Below are 23,724 nucleotides of genomic sequence, written 5' to 3' on the forward strand. Positions count from 1 at the left end.
CTCAAGGGGTGGGTTTTCACCACCATCCTACAGATAGTTAGGATTTCTGGGTTTTCCCCGCGAATCCCCCTAGTTTTACCCCTCCTGTTTCAGGAGGCTCTTCCTAGGAACGAGCCGCACTCCATTTATCGGTGCGGATAACTTTGGCTGGCGTTTTCATCTGTTTCTTTGCTACTCTATTTTTAGTAAATACGGCTATTCTAGATAGGTCAAGCACAAGGCAAAAGAAAACTCAAAAAAGGATGAGAGGAATCCCGGTTTATTATGATGAACTAAAAAAAAACACACCATAATGCTGACCGATACGGCATGGAATAGATTGCGAGCTTCTGCCAAAGAAACAAATATCAGCGTTGGAGAACTAATAGAGCGCTGGGCTAGAGATAACTGATTACTCCTTAACCCCCACCTGGCAAGCCGTTCGCGTAGCGTGGCCATAGGCCAGGTGGGGGAATGCGTCGTATCATTGTTCAATTCCATTGGCAAGTGTGCTCCTTTGCTGATTGAGGTTACTATTTTTGAAAACTTTCCTGAGAAGTCTCTGGTTTCAGCCCCTGTTGCTATTATTTTGGATTACTATTGGCAGTGTTTTACGCTTCACTAACCTCACCCTGAAGTCCCCCTGGACCGATGAATTTGCCACAATCGTGTTCAGCTTGGGCAATAGTTATCAAACCTTACCCCTAGACCAAGCCATTTCCCTATCTACCCTGTTACAACCACTGGCATTTAATCCAGAATCGGGAGCATCAGCAGTTATTCATCATTTATTTACTGAGGATCACCACCCTCCCCTATATTTTGTCCTGGCGAACTGGTGGATGAGGCTATTTTCCTTCGGTGTACAGGCGTTCGATGGAACATCGTTACAGCATAGCGACTTAGTAATTTGGGGGATGCGATCGCTTCCCGCCCTGTTCGGTATAGTATCAATTCCAGTAATCTATGGACTGAGCTGGGTAGGGTTTCGTTCCCGGTTAGTGGCTCAACTAGCAGCAGCAATTATGGCTGTGTCTCCCTACGGTGTCTTTCTAGCCCAGGAAGCCCGTCATTACACCTTAGCTATTTTGTGGGTAATGGCATCCCTGTGCTGCTTAGTTATTGCTGTACAACATCTTCAACGCCAGACTGTTCTACCGATTTGGATATCCCTGTCTTGGGTAGTGGTTAATTGTTTAGGTATAGCAACCCACTATTTTTTTCTCCTGACCCTGTGTGCTGAGGCCATGGTTTTATTAGGACTTTGGGGATTAGCCAAAATTTCTCCTTCTCGACCCTATCCCATCCTGCCCATTGGTGCAGTTGCTGTAGGTAGTGCTATGGGAGGATTAGTTTGGTTACCGGTGTGGCTATCGAGTTACGATGCTCAGATGACTGAATGGATTATCAGTAGCACTGAAGGGAGTTGGGCTTGGAGCAAGCCAATTTTTCAAGCTTTCGCTGCTTGGATCACCATGTTATCGCTATTGCCGGTAGAGTCATCTTCCCTGATCGTGGTCATTGCTTCGGGTTTGGTGATGTTAGTGTTTCTAATCTGGTTGCTCCCGATTCTCTATCGCTATCTAAAAATACAACTAAATCACCCTCAGACTGGTTTGGTCACAGGGGTTTTAGGGAGTTTCTTGATTAGTGCGATCGCATTATTTTTTGGTATTACTTACTGCCTTGGTACTGACCTCACCCGTGGTGCTCGGTATAGTTTCGTTTACTTCCCTGCTGTGATTGTCTTAGTAGCAGCCGCCCTAGCCGTGAGTAACCCTCGCGCCTCAACCACAAATTCCACTGACAATAGTAGCCCTAGTAGACCAAAAACCATAGCGCTAGTTTTGATAATGGGGTTTTTGAGTAGTATTACCGTAGTCAGCAATCTAGGCTATCAAAAATACTATCGTCCAGATTTATTGGTACCCATAATTGAACAACAGTCATCAGTACCGATACTAATTGCTACTACTCACAACACCTTGGTACAGACTGGTGAAATGATGGGGCTGGCTTGGGAATTCCAACAGAAGGCTGATCAAAAACTATCCTCCGTCAATCCCCAATTTCTATTGGCACATCAAGACCAAATTCGGTGCCAGCAGACAAATTGTCCGGCTGCTCTCACTCTTAAACAAACTGTCGCTGATTTGTCAAGTACCCTAGATTTATGGTTGGTGAATTTTAACGCAACAGTTGAAGAGTTACCTAATTGTTCTGCTGAGAATTCTGTTAATAATTTAATATCCGTGGATGGTTACCAAGCTCAGGTTTATCACTGTCTTGATCCTCAGCTATCAGCTGTCAGCGATCAGCCGTCAGCTTATTTTATTCAATAGCTGATAACTGATAACTGATAGCTGATAGCTTACACAAAATATGCGATAGTATCTTTTGTAACAAACTTTAATTAAACCCACCCCCATGAGTATCGCCCCCCTAAGCTGGCAAGAACTAGAAGCTCTGACGGATTTTAAAATAGATACCGTTAATGGAGCTACTAACGCTCAATCTTGTTTGCGCCTATTTGGTTTTAGTGAATCTGATATTCGGGTTACCCTATACCGGGATCACCACGCTTGGTGCCCTTACTGCCAGAAAATTTGGCTATGGTTGGAAGAAAAACAAATTCCTTATCGTATCCAAAAAATTACCATGTTTTGTTATGGTAAGAAAGAACGTTGGTACAAGCAGAAAGTGCCATCCGGAATGCTACCAGCCCTAGAGCTAGATGGTAACTTTATCACCGAAAGTGATGACATTTTAATCGGATTAGAGCGGGTTTTTAAACCCTTAGAGCAAAGCATGAAAGACCCGGCTGTCATAAAGCTAAGGCAGTTGGAGAGACTTCTGTTTAGAGCTTGGTGTACTTGGCTGTGCTATCCTACACGTTCATCTAAAGAAGAGCAACATCACCAAGACCAATTTATTCAAGTGGTGGAGATGGTGGAAAATGCCCTAAGCTCCACTCCAGGTCCTTACTTTCTGGATCAGTTTGGTACTGTTGATGTGATTTTCATGCCTTATGTCGAACGCATGAATGCCAGTCTTTATTACTACAAAGGCTATTCTATGAGGGAAGAAAATCCCCGATTGGCAGCTTGGTTTGAAGCCATGGAAACCCGACCTACCTATCGTGGCACACAGAGCGACTTCCACACCCATGTCCATGATTTGCCTCCCCAGATGGGGGGTTGCTGGCCAAACGATAAACCCCAGACGTTAGTCAATCAGGCACGGGTAGACAATGGTCCTTGGGAAGGGCTACCGGATGTAACTTACCCAGAACCGGAAACTTCCCGTACTGAAGCTCTCCAACGAGTGCTTAAACACCGCACCAATATCATTCGAGTTAACCCCGCCGACGAAACCTTGTTTGATCCAGCCCTGCGTTGTGCCTTGACACACATGATTACCGGGGAAACCTGTATGCCACCGTTGGGTTCAGATCCTGCTCTTAGATATTTGCGCGACAGAATTAGTGTTCCTCGGGATATGTCTATCTATGCTGCTAAGAGGCTCAGAGAGTCTCTGGAAAAAACTGCCTCTTTAGTAGGACATGGTCAAGGTTCTGCTATTCCCATCCGTCACCGACGTGACCAAGATCCAGCTAACTTTGCCAAGGCGATCTAGAGTTGCGATTAGCCCGAAGGGCGTTGGCTAGCGAACGCATTAACTTTATCCAGCACATTAATCGTAGGGTGGGCAGTGCCTACCAACCCTATGACCAGCTTGGTGAATTTGTCTGATCCACTGCCCACCCTACATCTGTTGGAGTCAGGAGTTAAAAGCTTGGAGTCATAATAAATTAGAGGCATTGGCCAATAGCTCTAAATAGAACCCAACTAAATTAATAAATTAACAATGACTAACAACGGCTCGAACAGATTAGATCGAATTGAAGCAACATTAGAACAGATGCTAGCTGTTCAACGTGAACTACAAGAAACACAATTAAGGTTTCAAGAAACACAATTAAGGTTTCAAGAGAACCAACAACGACAAGAGACAATATTAGAACAGATGCTAGCTGTTCAAGCTGAACTACAAGCTGGTCAACTTGAACTACAAGCTGGTCAACTTGAACTACAAGAAAGACAATTAAGGTCTCAAGAGAACCAACAACGACAAGAAAGGATATTAGAACAATTGATTGGATATAGCATCACCCAGGAATCTGATAAATTAGATTTAGAGGAAAGAATGAATGCCTTAGAGCAACGAGTTAGAGGATTAGAAAATCGGTGAATTCCCTCTTAGCTCAATTAATGCTTGGTTTTAGGCAAAGGGCAAATCCTAAAGTGGGCAGTGCCTAGCAAACCGATGGCTAGCTTGGTGAATCTGCCTGATCCACTGCCCACCCTACATCAAGCTCAATACAAATACAGGGTTGTATAGCAATGAAAACTAAATCTATGAATGGGGATAAGTCCCAACGGGCAAGCAGAAAGAATCATCTACTAGCAGCAGATAGTAAAAAGAAAGATAAGAAAAAATTAAATAAGGAAAAATTAAATAAGAAAAAACTCAAGAAACAAAAGAAGGCCAATCTACCCAATTCAGAACGAAGAGTGTTCTACCACATTTCTGAGGCAGAAGGCAGCTCTAAACTTCCCAGGAAAATTTATGAAAAGGAGCTTGCCCGTCTGCAATTGGAACTGGTGAAAATGCAATACTGGACTAAACATACTGGGACCCGGATTGTGATTGTGTTTGAAGGACGTGATGCAGCCGGTAAGGGAGGCACTATTAAACGGATTACCGAACCCCTAAATCCACGTGGCTGCCGAATTGTGGCATTGGGTACACCCAGTGATCGGGAAAAGACCCAATGGTATTTCCAGCGCTATGTAGCTCATCTGCCCGCAGCCGGTGAAATTGTCTGTTTTGACCGCAGTTGGTACAATCGAGCTGGGGTGGAGCATGTGATGGGTTTTTGTACCGATGCACAGTATCAGGAATTCATGCAAACCTGCCCACAATTTGAGCGGATGTTGGTCAGATCTGGCATAATTTTGCTGAAGTATTGGTTTTCAGTCAGCGATGAAGAACAAGAGCGACGCTTCCAATCTCGCACCACCGATCCCGCTCGTCGCTGGAAGCTCAGCCCGATGGATCTAGAATCTCGCGATCGCTGGGTGGAATATTCTCAAGCAAAAGACAACATGTTGGCTCACACCAATATTCCAGAAGCCCCCTGGTTTACGGTGGAAGCTGATGACAAAAAGCGTGCTCGCCTTAATTGCATCAGTCATATTCTGAGTAAGATTCCCTACGTTGATATGACACCGGAACCTCTAGAATTACCCCCACGCAAGAAGGCTCCCAATAATTATGTGCGCCCACCTCTGTATGAGCAATTCTTTGTGCCCCAGTTGTATTGAAATTTGGGAACGTCCTAAAATTCAGGACTTAGGGGTTTATTCCTGTATATTATTTCATTATCCTTTGGCTGATCAAAGAACTGATAACCATTCCGATAAGCTGCTCTAGGGTCAAGTAAATACTGAATCTTTTGTGATGTTTCTTCAATAGCATGTATAATCCTGCCAAGGATATCAGTTTGCTTAGCTTTAACTAGCAACAAACACTGATTAGGATAAAAAACAACAATCAGCAAAGTATCTCTAGATTCAATGAATATTTTTTCGTTGTTTACCAGACTAGGTAAGCGGTTAATAGATTTGTGAAACTCGATTATTTGATCTGCTATTTTTAGAGTTTCAGTTTTATTTAATTCACCTATATATTCAGTAATAGGTAACTGTTTATAGAGGATAACTGCACCTACAATGTCATCATTATCAGCTACTAAATCCCTAACAATTATATCGTAATATTGTGGTTGTTTTGACATCATATTGATTCTGGTCATGGGATTATTTTTGATTAAACTACTCTAGAACAGGGAACAGGTAATATCATGTCCGGTTGAGTACTTATACTAAGCGCCTTCTGCCTTCTGCCTTCTGCCTTACTTTAGCCAAAGTGTAAGTATTCAACCGGACATGATATTAATTATGTCTTTGCTGATCTCTCAGCGATGATTGCTTGACATCTGCCTTAAGCAAAAAGCCACTGTAGGCAGTCATACGGTGTTCGTGGAAATCTAGACCTTCAATTTCTGCTTTTTCTGTAACTCTCAGACTTGAGGAAAGTATGCTTTTAACAAATAACCAAGCCAGCCAGCTCATGACAACCGTTGACAGACCTACTGCAACAATGCCGAGTAGTTGAATAAAAAGCTGCCGGATACTATCTATCCCGCCACCACAGAATAGTCCGGCTACTGGACCGTTACCAATACTATACAAATCACCAGGTCCTTCACTGAAAAGAGCTAAAGCCAGTGTTCCCCAGACTCCACTGACAAGATGGACAGAAATAGCACCTACTGGATCATCAATTTTCATCCTGTCCCAGAAGTCCACTGAAAAGACCACAATTATTCCTGCCAGCAGACCTATAGCAATAGCTTTACCAATCGTAACGAATGCACAGGATGCAGTAATAGCTACTAAACCCGACAGTACTCCGTTAATAATCATAGTGGGGTCAGGCTTACTGTCAGGATCCCTTGGGTCAAACCAGGTAGTTATAGCTGCGGCAATACCCCCTGCACAAGCTGCTATATTCGTCGTGAGGACAATATGGCTAATGGAGTTGGGATCTAAATTCGTTGTTCCGGGATTAAAAATGCTTGAGCCGGGATTAAAACCAAACCAGCCCAGCCATAAAATCGAGCAACCTAGAATCGCCAGGCTGAGATTGTGTCCGGGCAGCCCATAGGAGACGCAATCTATATATTTGCCCTTGCGTGGTCCGAGAAGGTAAGCACCTACTAAGGCAGAGCCACCGCCTACGCAGTGAACTACCGTTGAACCAGCAAAGTCCCAAAATTTCAGCCCTTGTAGCCAGCCTCCTCCTAGCCAGCCTCCTCCCCAAATCCAGTGACCCGTGATTGGGTAAATGATGCCCACAAGTAGAACGCTGAACAGACAAAACGCCGAAAATTTGATGCGCTCGGCCACTGCTCCAGACACAATAGTGGCAGCAGTTCCAGCAAAAACCAGTTGAAAAAAGAACTTGGCGTTAAGGGGTATACCAATATCTTTTAGTGAATAGAAGACACCGTTGTAGGCTTCTCCTATGGCTGGACTATTATCTAATCCTGAAAGGAACAAGCCATTGAAACCTAAAACAGGGTTTCCATCACCAAACATGACAGCAAAGCCAACTGCCCAGTAAGCGACTGTAGACAGGGCAAACACAATCAGGTTTTTAGTCAAAATGTTGGCGGCGTTCTTTTGGCGGCAAAGACCAACCTCCAACATCCCAAAGCCCGCGTTCATGAAGAATACTAAACAACCAGTGAATATCACCCAGATAGTATCCACGGCAATTTGAAGAGATGCAAGGGTAGTCTTAAAAGGTAGATTCTGGGCTACTGCTACCTCGGTACACAACACCATGATTATTGCGATTAAGGGCAAGCAAACTTTCCAGCTTTGCAGCCTCCAACCGGTGGTACACCTTGACCTTTTACGGTTTTGTTTAGACATTAGTAATCAAAGGTTTAGTGCTTAGAATAAAAATCAATACTTGTAAGCATTCAGCCGTCAGCTTTCAGCCGTCAGCTTTCAGCTTTCAGCGTAGACCCCTGAATTAATTAATTTTTTTTTGCCTTAGGCTACTAGTGAAAACTCTTTTAGCGTAGATAAAATTTTGGCGTAGATAACACCCTAATCTTAAATCAGCCTAAGTCATGAGTGACCATTGACTTGGCTTATCCTTACACTAGTTCCCTTGATTCTATGAGTAACTGAATCTATTTGTTACCTGGGCACTTGACAGTGTTGTTCCAGGAAGCAGTTAAGCTCTATCTTACTCTTATAGTAGAGGATATTGTCAATGTTGTATGCTAACCTTAGCCTTTTTCTTTTTTTATTCGTCGAAATATATTCCTGTTTTTTTACTATCGTAAAATTTAATTATTCAGCAGTCAGCTGTCAGCAGTCAGCGGTCAGCCGTGAGCTAAAAGCTCACGCTACTTGAGGTGCCGTCAGCCGTCAGCTAGCGTGCCCATCGCCCATAAGCTGATAACTGTTCCCGTAGCGTGCCCGTAGCGCATAAGCTGAATGCTTACGATGCACCCAACCAGGATTGATGATTGTGATATTTTTGGCATCATGGAAGTAACTCCTTTTTAGGAGGGAGGAAAGCCGCGCTGGTCGTGGTTAACAGTTGTAACCAGCGCGGCTATTAGTATCGGTCGTCACTTTCTATAGTATACATAACTCCTCGAAAAAATGCAAGGGGTATTTTTTCTTTTTACATTTATTTACAAATAAAAGTTTTAGGGATTTGTCTACTCACTTATGTTGAATTTGTACAGTATTTTTCATTGGCTTATATTTTGAGATACCACGGAATATGGAACAGGTAACAGGGAACAGTGAATATATAAAAAATCGGTTTACATGATAGAATAGCTAAGCTTTTTTACCTTGAAATTTGATACTACTCAGTTATCACAAAAAACTCAAACCCTATCCCCTTACTCCCGACTCCCGACTCCCTGCTCCCTACTCCCTTTGCTAAAGTTATATAATAAAACTATCAGTCAGATCGTTAAACTATGGAACCATTAGCTGCTGCCGTTGTCGCTATTTATACTGTGCTCGCCACTAAAGCCCTAGAAAAAACTGGGGAAAATGTTGGGCAAGTTGTCTGGGACCAGACTAGCCAGTTTGTAGAATCCCTGAGAAACCAGTCTCCAGATACAGTAATGGCTATCGAGCAAGCTCCAGGGGTACCTCTTAATTATGCCGAGGTGGTATTGGAAGTAGAAGCAGCAGCCAAGCAAAATCCCGAAGTTGCCCAAGCCATCGATGGTTTGGTGACTACTGTTGATGCTGAAGCTTTGCCTAACTTAGAGTCAATTCGTCAAGAGATTATCAAAGCCTTGGAATCCCATCAAGCTACTAGTGATAATTACAACATTGAGAATGTGATTGAAAACGTGGAGAACTTTGCAAAAGGGGATATTAATCAAGGTAATACTAATATTGGAAGAGATAATATTGGAGGAGATAGTATTGGTCGAGACAAAATTAGTTATTATTGACTGCAGTCGCCTGGGAGGCAGGTTAAAAAAACTCGACCAAATCAAGCACCCCCACTACCTCCGTATTATGTCGAACGCCCGGAAGTAAGCGAACAACTAAAACAAAAGCTTTTATCCCAAGAAACCGCTAAAGCTGGCACCTTAGTAGTTAGTGCAATCTATGGCTTAGGAGGCATTGGCAAATCCACCTTAGCTGCAGCCTTAGCCTATGACAAAGAGGTTCAATCCCATTTTACCGATGGGATTTTTTGGGCAACCTTAGGTCAGCAACCTGATATTTTCTCGTTTCTAAGTACGTGGATACAGGCATTAAGAGATTATGACTTCAAACCGATTAATATTGATAGCGCTTCTTTACAATTAAGAACATTATTATCTGATAAAAAAGCGTTGCTAGTCGTGGATGATGTTTGGCATCCTGACCATGTTGAACCCTTTCGAGTAGCAGGAGATGGCTGTCGGGTTTTGGTTACGACTAGAGAAGCTCCGGTTAACGGTGCGATTCGCTATGATTTGGACGTGATGACTCCAAAGCAATCCTTGGAGTTATTAACCGGTTGTTTACAGCTTTGTTCAGATGAATCGACCTCACTCCCTTTAGCTGCAAGCCCCCTAAATCCCCCAATTCTGGGGGACTTTAACTCAAGTTCCCCCCAAAGTTGGGGGGCTAGGGGGGCGAAAATTGCTGTAAACAACCAGTTAACTAATCAAGAACTCGACTATGCTAAAACCTTAGCCAAAACTGTGGGCTACTTACCCCTAGGATTAGAATTAGCGGCTGCCCAAGTTAGGGATGGATTCTCTTGGGAAGAGTTACTGGATGAGTTGCAAGCAGAAATTGCTGACTTAGAAGCCTTGGATCGATTGGAAGCAGAGGAAGAGCCAAATGACGCGAAGCGCAAAAACTACAGTCTAGTGGCTTCCTTTAATCTCAGTTTAAAGCGATTATCTGCCGAGAGATTGCAAAAATTTGCTTGGTTAGGGGTACTGCCGGAGGATGTCACCATTACTGAAACCATGGCGACAACGTTATGGAACTGTAATTCAGTTAAAGCTAAAAAGACGTTAATTTACTTAAAACAAAAAGCGTTATTACTACCAGGGGTCTCTAGTACACAAAAAACTAACTATCGCCTCCATGACCTGTTACATGATTTAGCCCGTAATCTGCTGCAACCAGAGCTAGGATTATCAATACCCGAAGCCCATCAGCAATTATTAGAACGTTATCAAACTAAGACCAATAAGGAATTATGGCATACCTTAACCGATGATGGTTATATCTATAGCCAATTAACCTGGCATCTAGAGAAAGCCCAAAAGATAGATGAAATTCATCAACTCCTGAAAGAAGAAACTCCAAAAGGAGATAACGGTTGGTATTGGCAGTGTGAGAGACAGGGGAAAACTGCCAATTTCATCAAGGATGTATCGAGAGCTTGGGCAATAGCAGCAGCTAAGTTTACAGAAAATCCTACAGAATCGATTAGTTTACAGTGTCGTTATGCTCTGATTACGACATCTCTCAACAGCTTGGCCGGAAAGATTCCTCCAGAGTTAATGGCAGCATTAGTTGAGAACGAAATCTGGACGCCAGCCCAGGGACTAGCTTATGTGCGACACAGGAAAGATTCTAAAGGTCAAGCAAAGGGTTTGAAGGCAATCATTGAGTATCTCCCGTCTTCTTTATTGCCTTCAGCCTTAAAAGTTGCCAGAGGAATTGGGCATAAATACTATCGAGCTTTAGCCTTACTCGGCTTAGCCTCCCATTTGCCAGAAGTCTTACCAGAAGCCTTAGATTGCGCCAGAGGGATTGGGTATAAATACGACCGAGCACAAGCCTTAATCGCCTTAGCCCCCCACTTGCCCCAAGTGTTGTTATACCAAGCCTTAGATTGCGCCAGAGGGATTGGGTCTGAATACGACCGAGCATTAGTCTTAGTCGCTTTAGCCCCCCACTTACCCGATGTGTTACCAGAAGCCTTAGATTGCACCAGAGGGATTCCGGATGAAGAATATCTAGCAAAAGCCTTAATCGGCTTAGCTCCGCACTTATCGGAAGTGTTTTTACAGCAAGCCTTAGATTGCGCCAGAGGGATTGGCAATCAATACGACCGAGCAAAAGCCTTAATTGGCCTAGCTCCCTACTTACCCGATGTGTTACCAGAAGCCTTAGATTGCGCCAGAGGGATTGGCAATCAATACGACCGAGCAAAAGCCTTAATGGCCTTAGCTCCCCACTTACCCGATGTGTTACCGGAAGCCTTAGATTGTGCCAGAGGGATTTGGCTTCAATACGACCGAGCCAGAGCCTTAATCGGCTTAGTCCCCCACTTACCCGATGTGTTACCAGAAGCCTTAGATTGCGCCAGAGAGATTGGGTCTGAATACGACCGAGCACAAGCCTTAGGAGCCTTAGCCCCCCACTTATCGGAAGTGTTGTTACACCAAGCCTTAGATTGCACCAAAGGGATTGGGGATCAATCCGACCGAGCACAAGCCTTACGAGTCTTAGCCCCCCACTTATCGGAAGTGTTGTTATACCAAGCCTTAAATTGCGCCAGAGGGATTGGGTCTGAATACTACCGAGCACAAGCCTTAATCGGCAAAGCCCCCCACTTATCAGAAGAGTTGTTACACCAAGCCTTAGATTCCGCTAGAGCCCTTGGGTTTGAATACGACCGAGCCAGTACCTTAGAGGGCTTGATCAAGACCTTAACTCCTTCGTTCGTTGATTTTCCTCTTTGGCAACAAATTCTTGATGGTTTAGCTAGTCTAACCCGTCCCAATTTTCTTAGAGCTCTTCCCCAATTAGCGCCTTTAATCATCAAGTTTGGGGGTATTGAAGCCCTAAAAGAAACGGTGGCAGCGGTTGATGATGTTAGCCGATGGTGGAGGTAGGGAGTAGGGAGTAGGGAGTAGGGAGTAGGGAGTAGGGAAGAAATAAAGGGAACAGCGGATCTGGGAATCGGGAATCGGGAATCGGGAGTCGGGAATCGGGGCAATAAAATTGAATGTACCTCATCAATACGAGAAACCCTATCAATTCAGATACTTACTCACAAATTCTGATGGAGTTAAGCACTCAAACTCTGCTGTTTTTTGGGCTAATACTTTAATTAACTTATGATTGGCAGATATAAAATATTGGGATTGACCAAGTTTCGCTGTCAGATAAACCCCAACATCTTCACGAGGTATTATCCCCAACGCTTCGATTTTAGCTAATTGAGAATCATCAACCTGAACATAACAAACGTTGAAATTATTCCAAATTCGTCCAATAATTTCTCCACTCCAATCTTTATTCTTTAACCGTTTAGCAACTCGGGCAATCTGGTCAATCAACTCTTTAGAAATAACCACAGCAACAGGATTATTATTTGGAACTTCCCAGCCCAGCCATTGTAAAATCATATTTTCAGGACTTTCTGGTTGAATCGCTCCGATGATATAAACATTATTATCTAGAAAAATTAACTTATGAACCATTTTATCTAGGTCTGTTTTCCTTGACGCTCTTGAGCAATTTCCTGCTTAATATCCTGCACAAGCTCAATAATTTTCTCCCTTGAATCATACCCCGATTCTGTCAACGCTTGCTTTAATCCCTCTTGCAACTGCTTGGCTGATAGGAGTGGTTGCTGTTGATAGTTACTGACTTGTTCCCAAAACTTATTGACCTCCCCATCTGTTTCGTCAAACAGAATAATTACCCGTACTGGCTTAGGGGGAGTACCTTCAATTGGGTAGTCTAAGGATAATTGACCTGATGGATCAATTTTTCCACTAGCAGTAATTGCTTTTATCATAACTAGTTGTAGTGGTGGAGTATGTTAACTACTATAATTTTACAGTATTTTTCAATTGGGTAAAGTGGAAAGTTCTGGATTTTAGGGAGTCGGGAGTAGGGAATCGGGAGTAGGCATGCTAGCAATAGGCAAGAGTTAATCAAGGATAGCGGAATTATTATTAGCTTGACTGGGTGTGAAGTGAACGGGTGTTAGGATTCAGTTGATGCCTGTGCTATGGGGAAGAATCGCGCTAAGCTAATGTTAGCTTAATCATGGGCAAGTTTAGTTTTGCTAACTCAGCTAGACTATAGGTAAGCTCAATCAATAATAATCAACACTATCCTCCAAACAATACTATCCATGGAAAACGTCAATCAAATCACTTTAAATTTACCCACAGATTTGCTGAAAACTACAGAGTAAATAATTCAGACAGGACTAGTCAATACTCTTGAGGCATTAGTTGTATTAGCCTTGCATAAGGAAATTGCAAAAATTCAAGGATTACAGCAACAAAATCAACAGCTACCAGAAAATAGCAATGGTGTAGATGATCCCATTTGGGGACTCGGAGACAATCCAGTTGTAGGTGGAGTCAGTTTAGAATGAAGAATGAAGAATGAAGAATGAAGAATGAAGAATGAAGAATGAAGAATTTAGAATTCGGTAGCAAGTATTGGGACAGTCTGTCCCGTAAAGCCAAATGACTGAGGATGAATTCAAACTTGAAATTGCGCTGATGCTGTATAATCAAGAAAAAATCAGCAGTGGCAAAGTCGGTTTTTGTAATCTTTAATTAAACGGTTATTTTTGAATAATTTAATAAAGGTAACTCTTGACCTCTAGCTTGGTAATCTTCTACCAAAAGCTCTAACACTTCTTTAGCATTTTTGAGAGCCTCTTCGTAGCTGCTGCCATGGGTATGAGCATAAGGACCAAATTCTGGTAAACTAGCAATGTAGGTTTGGTCTTGCTCTGACCATTGAATTAAGATACTATAGTGGTTTTTCATCTGTATTTATTTCTGTAAATTATCTAAGTCTCTACTCCCCTCTGATTCCCGATTCCCGATTCCCGATTCCCGATTCCCGATTCCCGATTCCCTAATTAAAAACCACTATAATTAATTAACCGTTTCAATTCATAATCCCGACTAAAATTTCCAGCAACTCGGTTAGCTCTTCTGGGACGATGTAGCGCTTGGGGTCTTGTTGTATAGAACGTTCTTGGCGATTAAAAGTACCGAAACGCCAGTCTTCTCCGGTGGTAACAATGCCGTACAAAATTCTCTGGTCAGACTGGAGCCACTGATCAAGGGCAACCAACTCCACCGCCAGTTGAGTGAAGCCCCTTACCAGATCAGATTGTTTGGCTTCGATCACAATCACGTTATGGTTGGCAATATAATAATCTAAGGTTCCCCGCAGGTGTTCGCTAACGGCGATGGAATATTCAATGTAAATGCGGTGATTAGTTAGATCCACTACTTCAAACAGAATTGGTGCGATCAGGGCTTCCCGACGGGCAGTTTCGTTGATCAGCTCGATGCGCTTGCGGTTACGCTGGAGTTGGTGCAGCAGGGGTTCAATAGGCGCAGTGAAGGGCTGACGAGGGAGATCGATATGCGATCGCACAAGGGTACAGTCAAATTCAGCCAAGATATCTTCTAGGGTAAAGGGAAGGTGAAAATATTGGCTAAAACTGTAAGGCTGTCCAGCTTTGAGAATGCGGCGGCGGTTCATTTGTGGTTAGTCTTCATTTGTTGACATCTCAACTAGAGCCGTTCTCATCTAAAGAACGCATCTTAATAACTTTAGCAGGAATTCCCACTACCGTTGCCCCAGCCGGTACATCTGATAAAACTACAGCATTAGCACCAATATTTGCCCCATTACCAATAGTCACCTTGCCAAAAATCTTGGCACCAGCACCAACATTGACACGTTTTCCTAAAATGGGGGCATCCAAAGGACGATCTAAGTAACGATTACCCAAAGTTACCCCTTGACGCAGAATACTATCATCACCAATGGTGCAATCCCCATGAATAACAATCCCACTTTGATGCTCAATAATTACTCGGCGACCAAGCTTTACCGTGTAAGGTAATTCAATCCCATAGGTATTACGAACTTTACGATATAATGCTCGGTATAGAATACTAAAGGGAGCCCGTAGTAACTTCGGTTCGATCTTCATTCTCCAGACTCCAAACCGCTGCACCGCCACAGCCCGAAATCCAGGCTTAGTCCAATCACAACCATGGGCCTTCCAATCTTCTTTAATTTGTTGCCAAAGTCCCAACTTATCGGTTTTTGGCTGGGTAGAATTTGCCGTTAAATCTGTTGGCATCACCATAATATTTTTTTAGAATGAATAATTTAGAATGAATAATTTAGAATGAATAATTTAGAATGAATAATTTAGAATGAATAATTTAGAATTGGGAATCGGGAATAGTCCATCAGCTTTGTATAACAGGCTTCGATGCTGTGGCACCCGCATTATATGAGGTACACTTCTCAACCTCAAAGTCCCCCTTATTAAGGGGGATTTAGGGGGATCCCTTTGTACCTCATGGGTATAAGATTTGCTATAAGCTGATAGCTAAAAGCTAATCACGAAATCTTCGGACTACTAAAGGCACCACCTTTACAAAACACACTATTGCGGAGAAAATCACTAAGTAAGTGGGGCGGCTCAAGATTGGGCTTACCTTGAACCACTCGGCGCAATTGCCACAATAAATAACTAGAAGCCCAGGTATGATCGGCTAGAGCAGCGTAAAACCAACCATAGTTTTTAAGAAAATACCGTCGTCGAGAATCAAAGACATACTGGGGTCGGCGTTTGGGTGGACGTTTGGTGTCGGTAACACCTGAACTTTGGCCAACTAAGTGGACTACGCGACTTTCAGGGACATACCAGCATTCCCAGCCAGCTCTCTGGGCTTGCAGGCAAAAGTCCATTTCTTCGTAATACATGAAATAAGCTTCATCGATCAGGCCAACCTGCTCAAACACTTCCCGGCGAACAATCATACTTGCTCCAGCAACCCAATCCGTTGGACAGGGTTGGTCAGGAATCGGTGGCCAAACTACCCACTCCGATAATAATTTCGATACGATACCGAGACGCAAACCAGAATCTAGCTCACTGAGGACGGTATGAAACCGAAATGCTGAACACTGAGGGGTACTGTCAGGCTCTTCCAGGCGAGACCCAGCAATACCCACCTGGGGATGGTCACTCATAAATTCCACCAGGGTTTTGATGGCTCTAGGACGAACAATGGTGTCTGGATTGAGCAACAACACATAATCCGGTGGCTGATTAGACTTCAGAGCTGGGCGGATCACAGCGTTATTGCCAAACGCAAATCCACCATTGTGCTCTAGTGGCATCACCGATGCCCAACTACCCCAGTTTTCGTTTGCGATCGCATTTTTAATGGCAACAGCCGATCCATCCCCAGAGGCATTATCTGCCACTACCACCCGAGTATTCGATAAACCTGGGATTTCATCCGCTAAAGAGCGTAAGCAATCAATAGTTAAACTAGGGGTTTTGTAGTTAACAATTACTATAAGTAAAGAATTTATGGTATTGTTTTTTACTTCATTATACATAACTACTTTTGTGCTTTATTTAGCTTATACATTAAGAATTAATTGTTAGTTATTTTGCTATTTTTTAAATTCAAAAAATAGCGTTTTTAAAACCGTAAAAATTAACACGTTTTTTTACCCTACTCCCTACTCCCTACTCCCTATTCCCTATTCCCGATTCCCTACTCCCTACTCCCTACTCCCTACTCCCTGCTATATCATCCCTAATTCCGTTGAACTTGTCTTCGTTGATGCCGATTTTGATTCCGATTTTGATTCCGAGAACGCTGGGCTACCAATGCCGGGACTTTTTTAACCTTATTGGTTGTAGGTTCTTGGATCACCAATCCTGATAGTCCTCCACAAGCCAATACAAAGACAGGATTACCATGGGCATTGAGCAGAAATTCCACCATGTACAACGCTACAGCCACGGTCAGCACCGCCACTGGTGCCGCTTGCCGCTTTGGCCACAACTCCGCTGGACAACGGAACCAAAACATAGTCAACACCGGCATTAGTAAGGATGTGGTCAGGCTGGCTAGTCCAACGGTACCAGTTTCACCAAAAGCAAGAATCCACAAACTATCTGGAACTGTAACTTGCTCACCCTTGTCATTAAAGATCAGACTTCTTCCCCATCCTCCCCAGCCAAACACGATCCGTTCCCGTGCTTTATCTACAAGTAGCTCTTCATTATCAAATCTAAACTGTAAGGATTGGATACGGTCTGCAGGAACCACATTCGATACATGTGAGATAATCTGATCACTAACGTAGGTTTCAGTCTGTGAGTTAATGTATAAGTAAGAACAAATAACCCCAATTAGGATAAAGACTGGCAAAGCAGTACGAAATTGCTTGCCCACAAACAAGATCCCAACTCCTAAGAGTAGTAAGAAATAGGCACCAGTGGATTTGCACAATATAAATGTGATCAACACGGCAGCTACCAGCCACTTCATCGGAATATTCCACAGTTGTTTGATCACCCCAGTGTGCCATAGCCAAATTCCCACTAAACTAGCTGCCATCATCCACAGACCCACTGGCAAACCGTGGATCATAAATACTGTCGGTCTCCATCCCCCGTAACGCATGGTTTGAGAAAAGTCAGGATGAGCAAAGAAGCCGTAAAATATCCTATGGAGCTGCGGACTAAAGCGAATTTCGAACAAACATAGGGGAACATATACCAACCCGCCCATGAAAATGCCAATTGCCAATTCACGTAATCCACTCAAGTTATTGAGATAGATTCGACCGAGAAAATAGGGTACTCCCCAGGTCAAGGTTTGCGTCAAAACAGTAGAGAACCCATCGTAAGCCCCCAACCCATTCGTAAGAGATGAAGCCAATGGACATAGGCACCAAATTAGCATCGGCAAGTCAATCCAGCTGAATTTAAAGGAGCTAAAACGCCCAACATCGTATATAAAAGTAGCCAACAAAATACCGTAGCAAGTTGCCGACATCTTAGTATAGTCAGGTAGACCAGGCAAAGCATATTCTGCCACAGGTAGAAATAGCCATGCTACGATGAAACTCACAATGACTGCCCGCTGAGCTGGAATTCTCATGAAGAGATAAAGAACAACTGGAATCCAGCCGAACATGACGATGGGGACTAAAAAACTCATTGGCTTTTTTGGGCATAAACGTCAACAGAGTTGCTTGAGTAATTTCTGACTTAAGTAATGTAAGCTATCAGCTATCAGCTATTAGCTTAAGCGCTACGCGCACGCTACTTGAGGTGCTATCAGCTATCAGCTATTAGCTATCAGTTATCAGTTATCAGCTATCAGCTTAAGCGCTACGCGCACGCTACTTGAGGTGCTATTAGCTATTAGCTATCAGCATATGCCTTAAGTCACAGCGTCGTTCGCACAGCGTGGCCAAACGCGCCCCGCGTGGCCTAAAGGCCAAGGCCAAAGCCTGTGCCACGGTACTTGAGGTGCTTTTGAATAAAAGAGTAAGCTGAAGGCTGACCGCTGACCGCTGATGGCTGACCGCTGACCGCTGACCGCTGACCGCTGACCGCTGACCGCTGACCGCTGACTGCTGAATTATTACTCAAGAATTAACTTCTTAAGAAAGTTCTTGACTTTGGTTACTGGAGATTTTTTAAGTTGTAATTTTTCTCCTGGTCGAGCCTTAAATAATGTGGAATGATCGCCACTCTTGGAAAGCTCTTCAGCTGGTCTGCCATTGCTGTAGTAGTAAAGTGCCAAGGATTTCCGAGTCCGTCCTTCTGGACAAGTTAATGGCTCAGGATGTCCGTGATAGGAAAAATCTGTAGTACTAAATATCACACATCGGTTGAAGACGGGGAGAATTTTTTTCTGAGACTGAGTCATCTCTGTATCCCACATTTCAAAATGACCACCATAATCTTCTTGCCAATCTTTGTTGAGATAGATCAGAAGATTTAAGCGGCGGTCAAGGCGCAATTTTGTATGGCGATTGAAATCAGCATGGATTTTTAAGTAACCACCTTTTTCGATCTGATGCAAGCCACCACCAACAAAATGAGGATCAGGGATAATTCCATCAATACCAGTTAAATTTTCTAAAAAATTAATGAAAGTTGATGAATTGAGCTGATACAGAAAAAATCGGGTGTACTCTCCCATTTGTATTTCCGATTTTGAGGCCAGTTTTTTTTCTGGGGCAGCCTCAAATTTTTGCCAATCAATTGCATCAGCTTTAGGAAACTCATTCAGAATATTATCTAGAATCTCTTCTGGAAAGAAGTTATCCATGATAATGTGTGGGAATGGCTCAGCCTGGGCGTAGGCTTCACAATGCTCCTTCGCAAAGTTAGTTAACTTTTCCGGATCTAGGCAATAGTTTAATTTTGAATCCATTTTGTTATCCATTGTTTATTTTAGAGTTTTTATTCTTAATTAAGAATAGCAATACTAAATAGATCGTGATAATTTTTGTTACCTACTCCCTGCTCCCTGCTCCCTGTTCCCTGTTTTAAAAAAGTCCACTGATAGGATATCCAAAACCCAACATATATCGAGCCCAAATCACCCACATCAGTAATGTCAACAGTAGTGAAGTAGCCCAGAGGTCTTGCTTAATAAAAGAAAGCCCTTCACGACAGAGACCATAAGTTATTACTAAATAAGGGAGAATGTCATTGAAAGCAATCACGACTACTGCTCCGAGTGGTCCATTGTCGAACCTTTGCATCAGATAAAATCCTAGGGGTATGCCAATACAAACATTAAGACTCTTGACAAGTTGACTGTAAGCGTTATAGTTTGGCTTCCCAAGAGCCATCAGAGCTTGCTGAACCGTATCAATCAATAATGCAGGCCAGATGCCTAGGGTCAGGATTGGCAACATCCAAGCCGCCTCATAAAACCTCTCATCGTATAAGATAAAAATCGCAAAATCTCCAAAAGCAGTACTGACTGTCAACATCAATGCTGCAACCACTAGGATAAGTTGGCGATTGTACCAAATTTTGATCCGAAAGGTTTCCCGAGGCAAATCAGCCAGCTGAGAAAACGTTGGCAAAAGCACCTTGGAACTAATTGCCGAGATTACCTGAGAAGGTAGGTACGCTAAATTAAAGGCAACACCATAAATTCCCAATAACTCAAATGAAAACAATTTGCCTAGAATTAGTCGGTCGGCTTGGGTCGCGAGAAAGGTAAGCGCCGTTGAAATAAATATCCATTTCCCGAAGGAAAAGATGCTGTTGGCTGCCTCTTTCTCCCAGGTAAAGCGGTTTGATATTCCAGGAATTAACCAATGACTCATTACCATTTTGACCAATGCCGTCAGCACATTTCCAATAGCAAGAGCCCAGATTGTCCGATTGACAAAAGCCCAAGCGACCATCAAGATCAGGCCGGACACTTGCCCCACCAGCTCAAACATCATGATCTTGCCAAATGCCATGTGGCGGTTGAGGCTCCACACAGCAGTGGAGTTGAATCCCTCAATCAGTGGGATCACACCAATGACTGGCATCAGCCCTAACAGCTGCGGGTTATTATAGAAATGGGCAATCGGCCAAGTAATTATAAGACAAGCCACCCACAGCAAAAGGCCCCGCAAAACCTGAATAGTCCAGATAGTATTCAGAAAAACTGGGTCATCCCCACGTTTATTCTGGATGATGCTTGCACCAATCCCGACATCGGAGAATAACCGTAAGCCAATGATGAAAACGTTGGCTAGAGCCATTAAGCCGAAAAACTCTGGTGCAAGCAGGCGGGTCAGAACAAGATTACTTGCCAGTCTCAGAAACTGACTTGTTCCATAACCAGCTACTGTCCAAATAGCCCCACGGAGGAGTTGTTTTTTAAGTGATGAGGACATGGTTAGATTTCCGAGTAGGTAGACGGGATGGGTGGGGTTGCAGACTTAAAGGCATCAGATAATTTGATTAGTTTTAAAGATTGGCTCTACAGCTGATATCTGAGCATGTTGTGTAATGTAGGTACGTTACAGCTAGGTAGATAATAGTTGTTGAGCACCAGATGAATACTCCCGAACCGTATTTTGCCAGAAACGGGCTGGCTCTTGAGATGAGAAATAACGACTGATATAGTCGTGAGCATTGCGTGAAATATTGTCACGAAGTTCTGCATTCTCTAGTTCCAAAAGACATCGTGCTGCAGCCTCAGGAGTCTCGGCAGCCATAGCAGTCTTACGGTGTTCCATGCAGAAATTTGCCCCACGGGCAGTCTTACCGACTACCACAATTCCTGCTGCCATGGATTCTTGGGGAGGAAGGGCACAACCCTCAACCTCTGCAGATGCCAGGAAGACTTGTGGTCGTCTAAACTGCTTTGCTAGTTCGTGAAAGGGAAGTCCATCCACACGCTCAAATCTCCAGTAGGTACCACCTAGCTTTTGATACCATTCCTCAGTCTCGGTGATGAACTCAGGACCTTTTCTGGGAAAGGCGAAGACCAAACCTGCTTCTCTTTCTGCTTGAGGAATAAATGGAAATGCCTGGTTGTCAACTACATTGGGAACAATCTCAATTTCCTTGCCAGGATAAGTGGCTTCGCATATTTCCTTCATGAAGGGAGAGTCTGTCCAAAGAGCCACACGGCTATCTCGATAGTCAAAATCAGCTTTAACCAAAATTGGAACCTGGAGATAAGCGATCGCTGGTCCTTTGACATCATTAATCAATAGTGTCAGCCAATCAGGAATAATGCATACATCATCCGGACGACGATCTGCCCAACGGATAAAGGGTAAATCGTGAATCCCCCAAGTATTCCCAAAGGTGTTACGACCAGTCATGGTGGCAATTACTGCATCAGCCCCAGATTCCCGAGCTGCCAAGCAGTGACGCATGATATTCAGGTCTCCGCCGTTTACTTCGGATTTATAAAGCCACCTACGCCTGACCCAACTCTGAATTGGCTTTAGCTTAGGACGGCGAAGGACACGGTATATTAGCTGCCAAGTGGTGCTTGTTGAAAAGTCTGAAAGCAAAAATACAAAACGCATCAGCTAACTTTTAAAAATAAGGGAAATTATTGAAAATGGTTATCTGTTGCCCCGATTTACAATTTAAAGGCGTGAGAGCTTAGCACTCCTTGGTGGTGCCTCAATCGGAGCTTGCTTTGGAGGTAGTTCAGGATTAGATAGAAATAGGGCTGACAATTTCTTGGCTTCTGTTGCGACATCATGCCGCCTAGCAATCCGCTCCGCCCCAGCTTTACCCATTTCCTCCAGGGTTTCCACCGGGGAGTTTAAGGCTTCAGCCATTGCTGCGGTTAAGGCTTCAACAGAGCCTGGTGGCACCAGCCAACCACAGTTACCATCACTCACCAACTCAGGTATTCCGGCAACATAAGTAGTAATCACTGGACGACCCAGGGCTAAAGCTTCCATGAGCACGACTGGTAATCCTTCCGCAAAGCTGGGCAGTACCAGGGCTCGTGCTGCTAAAATTTGTTGCTGAACCTCAGTATTACTAGCCCAGCCAGTAATCTGAATGTGGTCTTGCAAACCCAACTGGGCAATAGTTGCTTCAATTTGCGATCGCAACGGTCCATCACCCACTAGTACCAACTTGAACTGCAAGCCCTCAGCCGCTAACTGATGCGCCGCTTCAATCAAGAGTAGATGTCCTTTTTGTTCACTGAGGCGACCAACGCAAACTAAGCGTGGCACCTCTGGTATGGGGGTATGGGGTTTACTCAAAAACATCTCATCCACACCACAGTGGATCACATGGATTTTTGACCACTGATTGTGGCTGCACCATCGATAAAGCTGGCTTTTGCCAAAGGAGCTAACAGCGACCACAAAAGCAGCTCGGTTGATTTTTTCTCTTAAGGCGAGAAGTTGGGATTTATCAAACTCTTCTGGACCATGAACTGTGAAGCTGTAAGATGGTCCACCGAGAGCATGACATAACATCGCTACTGTAGTTGAGTTTGTTCCGAAGTGGGCGTGAACCTTCTCAATATCTGACTCGGAAAACCAACCCAGCACAAGGCAAGCCTCAGCTAAGTAGGCTAGATGATTCAAAACTCCTCGGTCTGAACCCCAGCCGATTTTGAGGGTCAGCCCTAAGGTCTTCAAAAGACGTATCGGTCTGGTTAAGGCAGTGCGTAATAGGCTAAAACACAAGCCCACGATGCCAACTCCTAAGACAAATCGAGTCTTCTGTAGCTCTAGTTGATCGGCTTGATCAACTAGTTCAGAGGCGCAGGAACGGATAGAAAAACGTTTGACTTGAATACCGCAAGCCTCAAGGCCTGCAATCTCTCGCCGGATGAAGCTGTGACTTACCTTAGGATACTGATTAACTAGATAGGCAATTGTCATCGTGAACTCGGGGCAACGGTATGTCTGTTTCTATGAATTCGTAGTTCGTAGATTTACACCTTATCTAAGAGATGGAATAGATCGAGAAAAATCCTCAAATGTTTCAAGGGATGTAACGCCTTCATTAACATCACCTGATTAGGCTCCATTGTCCGTACCAATTTTGCCGCCTCCTCAGGCGAAAGCAACTTTGGTGGCAGTATGTTCCTAATTGTTCTTACTAAGTGTGAACTCAGAATCCGGATTGCGATCGCATCGGGGATAGGTAATATCTTGTGCGGCAGAATTAGTTTTGGTGGCAGGTTGTTCGCGTAGCGTGGCCTTTTGGCCAAGGTTGTCTGTCAGAATGAAGAATGTAGAATTTAGAATGCGCGCATTTGGAATTCTTCATTCT

26 protein-coding genes are annotated in these 23,724 nt (G+C 43.7%); 8 read left to right on the top strand and 18 right to left on the bottom strand.

Annotated elements, in window-relative coordinates; all coding sequences use genetic code 11:
• Positions 1–195: 195 nt before the first annotated feature.
• Positions 196–480, bottom strand: a complete 285-nt coding sequence (locus F6K49_RS11175; protein WP_293017245.1) for a hypothetical protein — start codon at positions 478–480, stop codon at positions 196–198.
• A gap of 38 nt (positions 481–518) precedes the next feature.
• Here F6K49_RS11175 and F6K49_RS11180 point away from each other — a divergent pair, with 38 nt between their 5' ends.
• From F6K49_RS11180 to ppk2, 4 genes are all read left to right on the top strand, one after another.
• Complete coding sequence (locus F6K49_RS11180) at positions 519–2,321, top strand: phospholipid carrier-dependent glycosyltransferase (protein WP_293096627.1); 1,803 nt, start codon at positions 519–521, stop codon at positions 2,319–2,321.
• 85 nt (positions 2,322–2,406) lie between these two features.
• Positions 2,407–3,615, top strand: a complete 1,209-nt coding sequence (locus tag F6K49_RS11185) for a glutathione S-transferase family protein (RefSeq protein WP_293096630.1) — start codon at positions 2,407–2,409, stop codon at positions 3,613–3,615.
• Between the two features lie 231 nt (positions 3,616–3,846).
• Positions 3,847–4,230, top strand: coding sequence for a hypothetical protein (locus F6K49_RS11190; protein WP_293067192.1), 384 nt, complete (start codon positions 3,847–3,849; stop codon positions 4,228–4,230).
• Between the two features lie 152 nt (positions 4,231–4,382).
• On the top strand, positions 4,383–5,366 hold the full coding sequence (gene ppk2, locus F6K49_RS11195) for a polyphosphate kinase 2 (RefSeq protein WP_293096633.1): 984 nt from the start codon (positions 4,383–4,385) through the stop codon (positions 5,364–5,366).
• Between the two features lie 14 nt (positions 5,367–5,380).
• On the opposite strand, the gene F6K49_RS11200 is transcribed toward ppk2, so the two are convergent.
• The gene (locus F6K49_RS11200) at positions 5,381–5,857 is read right to left on the bottom strand and encodes a hypothetical protein (protein WP_293096636.1); all 477 of its coding nucleotides are present in this window, start codon (positions 5,855–5,857) and stop codon (positions 5,381–5,383) included.
• Between the two features lie 139 nt (positions 5,858–5,996).
• On the bottom strand, positions 5,997–7,544 hold the full coding sequence (locus F6K49_RS11205; RefSeq protein ID WP_293067201.1) for an ammonium transporter: 1,548 nt from the start codon (positions 7,542–7,544) through the stop codon (positions 5,997–5,999).
• Positions 7,545–8,489: 945 nt separating this feature from the next.
• Between F6K49_RS11205 and F6K49_RS11210 the strand changes: the two genes are divergently transcribed.
• Genes F6K49_RS11210 through F6K49_RS11220 form a run of 3 tightly spaced genes read left to right on the top strand, consistent with a single transcriptional unit; the run spans position 8,490 to position 12,010 of the window.
• A complete protein-coding gene (locus F6K49_RS11210) occupies positions 8,490–8,633 on the top strand; it encodes a hypothetical protein (protein WP_293096639.1) in 144 nt (47 codons plus the stop codon).
• Positions 8,621–9,109 carry a hypothetical protein gene (locus tag F6K49_RS11215; RefSeq protein ID WP_293096642.1) on the top strand — a complete coding sequence of 163 codons (489 nt, stop codon included), beginning with the start codon at positions 8,621–8,623 and terminating at the stop codon, positions 9,107–9,109. Before F6K49_RS11210 ends, F6K49_RS11215 begins: the two co-directional genes overlap by 13 nt.
• Positions 9,110–12,010 carry an NB-ARC domain-containing protein gene (locus tag F6K49_RS11220; RefSeq protein ID WP_293096708.1) on the top strand — a complete coding sequence of 967 codons (2,901 nt, stop codon included), beginning with the start codon at positions 9,110–9,112 and terminating at the stop codon, positions 12,008–12,010. It abuts the gene before it with no gap.
• On the opposite strand, the gene F6K49_RS11225 is transcribed toward F6K49_RS11220, so the two are convergent.
• The 4 genes from F6K49_RS11225 to F6K49_RS11240 are packed head-to-tail and all read right to left on the bottom strand — an operon-like array spanning position 11,991 to position 13,064.
• A complete protein-coding gene (locus F6K49_RS11225) occupies positions 11,991–12,134 on the bottom strand; it encodes a hypothetical protein (protein WP_293096645.1) in 144 nt (47 codons plus the stop codon). The two genes, F6K49_RS11220 and F6K49_RS11225, sit on opposite strands and share 20 nt — an antisense overlap.
• A gap of 17 nt (positions 12,135–12,151) precedes the next feature.
• Positions 12,152–12,601: a hypothetical protein gene (locus F6K49_RS11230; protein ID WP_293096648.1), complete on the bottom strand. Its 450-nt coding sequence runs from the start codon at positions 12,599–12,601 to the stop codon at positions 12,152–12,154.
• 5 nt (positions 12,602–12,606) lie between these two features.
• The gene (locus F6K49_RS11235) at positions 12,607–12,921 is read right to left on the bottom strand and encodes a hypothetical protein (protein ID WP_293096652.1); all 315 of its coding nucleotides are present in this window, start codon (positions 12,919–12,921) and stop codon (positions 12,607–12,609) included.
• Positions 12,922–12,923: 2 nt separating this feature from the next.
• The gene (locus F6K49_RS11240) at positions 12,924–13,064 is read right to left on the bottom strand and encodes a hypothetical protein (protein WP_293096655.1); all 141 of its coding nucleotides are present in this window, start codon (positions 13,062–13,064) and stop codon (positions 12,924–12,926) included.
• Between the two features lie 313 nt (positions 13,065–13,377).
• On the opposite strand from F6K49_RS11240, the gene F6K49_RS11245 reads away from it, so the two are divergent.
• Positions 13,378–13,512, top strand: coding sequence for a hypothetical protein (locus F6K49_RS11245; RefSeq protein WP_293096658.1), 135 nt, complete (start codon positions 13,378–13,380; stop codon positions 13,510–13,512).
• A gap of 187 nt (positions 13,513–13,699) precedes the next feature.
• Here the strand turns inward: F6K49_RS11245 and F6K49_RS11250 are convergent, their stop codons facing one another.
• The 11 genes from F6K49_RS11250 to F6K49_RS11300 form a co-directional block, all read right to left on the bottom strand.
• Positions 13,700–13,915: a type II toxin-antitoxin system HicB family antitoxin gene (locus F6K49_RS11250; RefSeq protein WP_293017232.1), complete on the bottom strand. Its 216-nt coding sequence runs from the start codon at positions 13,913–13,915 to the stop codon at positions 13,700–13,702.
• Between the two features lie 124 nt (positions 13,916–14,039).
• Positions 14,040–14,645 (bottom strand): hypothetical protein, encoded by a 606-nt coding sequence (locus F6K49_RS11255; protein WP_293096661.1) that lies wholly within the window; start codon positions 14,643–14,645, stop codon positions 14,040–14,042.
• Positions 14,646–14,673: 28 nt separating this feature from the next.
• A complete protein-coding gene (locus tag F6K49_RS11260; protein WP_293096664.1) occupies positions 14,674–15,261 on the bottom strand; it encodes a serine O-acetyltransferase in 588 nt (195 codons plus the stop codon).
• Positions 15,262–15,521: 260 nt separating this feature from the next.
• Entirely contained in the window at positions 15,522–16,532 is a 1,011-nt protein-coding gene (locus F6K49_RS11265) for a glycosyltransferase family 2 protein (RefSeq protein ID WP_293096666.1), read from the bottom strand.
• 203 nt (positions 16,533–16,735) lie between these two features.
• The gene (locus tag F6K49_RS11270) at positions 16,736–18,151 is read right to left on the bottom strand and encodes an O-antigen ligase domain-containing protein (protein ID WP_293096668.1); all 1,416 of its coding nucleotides are present in this window, start codon (positions 18,149–18,151) and stop codon (positions 16,736–16,738) included.
• A gap of 275 nt (positions 18,152–18,426) precedes the next feature.
• Positions 18,427–18,588, bottom strand: coding sequence for a hypothetical protein (locus tag F6K49_RS11275; protein ID WP_293096670.1), 162 nt, complete (start codon positions 18,586–18,588; stop codon positions 18,427–18,429).
• Complete coding sequence (locus F6K49_RS11280) at positions 18,581–19,378, bottom strand: 2OG-Fe(II) oxygenase (RefSeq protein ID WP_293096672.1); 798 nt, start codon at positions 19,376–19,378, stop codon at positions 18,581–18,583. The genes F6K49_RS11275 and F6K49_RS11280 overlap by 8 nt, the downstream gene beginning before the upstream one ends.
• Positions 19,379–19,493: 115 nt before the next feature.
• Positions 19,494–20,852 (bottom strand): oligosaccharide flippase family protein, encoded by a 1,359-nt coding sequence (locus tag F6K49_RS11285; protein WP_293029362.1) that lies wholly within the window; start codon positions 20,850–20,852, stop codon positions 19,494–19,496.
• Between the two features lie 132 nt (positions 20,853–20,984).
• On the bottom strand, positions 20,985–22,001 hold the full coding sequence (locus F6K49_RS11290; RefSeq protein ID WP_293029365.1) for a glycosyltransferase: 1,017 nt from the start codon (positions 21,999–22,001) through the stop codon (positions 20,985–20,987).
• A gap of 63 nt (positions 22,002–22,064) precedes the next feature.
• Entirely contained in the window at positions 22,065–23,330 is a 1,266-nt protein-coding gene (locus F6K49_RS11295; RefSeq protein ID WP_293029368.1) for a glycosyltransferase family 4 protein, read from the bottom strand.
• A gap of 53 nt (positions 23,331–23,383) precedes the next feature.
• Positions 23,384–23,662: a hypothetical protein gene (locus tag F6K49_RS11300; RefSeq protein ID WP_293029371.1), complete on the bottom strand. Its 279-nt coding sequence runs from the start codon at positions 23,660–23,662 to the stop codon at positions 23,384–23,386.
• Positions 23,663–23,724: the final 62 nt, after the last annotated feature.

The sequence above is a fragment of the Moorena sp. SIO3I6 genome (assembly GCF_010672095.1).

Bases quoted from the DNA above. Each gene is read 5' to 3' on its own strand.
- F6K49_RS11175 (WP_293017245.1), bottom strand. From the start codon at position 480: ATGGAATTGAACAATGATACGACGCATTCCCCCACCTGGCCTATGGCC.
- F6K49_RS11185 (WP_293096630.1), top strand. From the start codon at position 2,407: ATGAGTATCGCCCCCCTAAGCTGGCAAGAACTAGAAGCTCTGACGGAT.
- F6K49_RS11190 (WP_293067192.1), top strand. From the start codon at position 3,847: ATGACTAACAACGGCTCGAACAGATTAGATCGAATTGAAGCAACATTA.
- ppk2 (WP_293096633.1), top strand. From the start codon at position 4,383: ATGAAAACTAAATCTATGAATGGGGATAAGTCCCAACGGGCAAGCAGA.
- F6K49_RS11200 (WP_293096636.1), bottom strand. From the start codon at position 5,857: ATGACCAGAATCAATATGATGTCAAAACAACCACAATATTACGATATA.
- F6K49_RS11205 (WP_293067201.1), bottom strand. From the start codon at position 7,544: ATGTCTAAACAAAACCGTAAAAGGTCAAGGTGTACCACCGGTTGGAGG.
- F6K49_RS11215 (WP_293096642.1), top strand. From the start codon at position 8,621: ATGGAACCATTAGCTGCTGCCGTTGTCGCTATTTATACTGTGCTCGCC.
- F6K49_RS11225 (WP_293096645.1), bottom strand. From the start codon at position 12,134: ATGAGGTACATTCAATTTTATTGCCCCGATTCCCGACTCCCGATTCCC.
- F6K49_RS11230 (WP_293096648.1), bottom strand. From the start codon at position 12,601: ATGGTTCATAAGTTAATTTTTCTAGATAATAATGTTTATATCATCGGA.
- F6K49_RS11235 (WP_293096652.1), bottom strand. From the start codon at position 12,921: ATGATAAAAGCAATTACTGCTAGTGGAAAAATTGATCCATCAGGTCAA.
- F6K49_RS11250 (WP_293017232.1), bottom strand. From the start codon at position 13,915: ATGAAAAACCACTATAGTATCTTAATTCAATGGTCAGAGCAAGACCAA.
- F6K49_RS11255 (WP_293096661.1), bottom strand. From the start codon at position 14,645: ATGAACCGCCGCCGCATTCTCAAAGCTGGACAGCCTTACAGTTTTAGC.
- F6K49_RS11260 (WP_293096664.1), bottom strand. From the start codon at position 15,261: ATGGTGATGCCAACAGATTTAACGGCAAATTCTACCCAGCCAAAAACC.
- F6K49_RS11265 (WP_293096666.1), bottom strand. From the start codon at position 16,532: ATGTATAATGAAGTAAAAAACAATACCATAAATTCTTTACTTATAGTA.
- F6K49_RS11270 (WP_293096668.1), bottom strand. From the start codon at position 18,151: ATGAGTTTTTTAGTCCCCATCGTCATGTTCGGCTGGATTCCAGTTGTT.
- F6K49_RS11280 (WP_293096672.1), bottom strand. From the start codon at position 19,378: ATGGATTCAAAATTAAACTATTGCCTAGATCCGGAAAAGTTAACTAAC.
- F6K49_RS11285 (WP_293029362.1), bottom strand. From the start codon at position 20,852: ATGTCCTCATCACTTAAAAAACAACTCCTCCGTGGGGCTATTTGGACA.
- F6K49_RS11290 (WP_293029365.1), bottom strand. From the start codon at position 22,001: ATGCGTTTTGTATTTTTGCTTTCAGACTTTTCAACAAGCACCACTTGG.
- F6K49_RS11295 (WP_293029368.1), bottom strand. From the start codon at position 23,330: ATGACAATTGCCTATCTAGTTAATCAGTATCCTAAGGTAAGTCACAGC.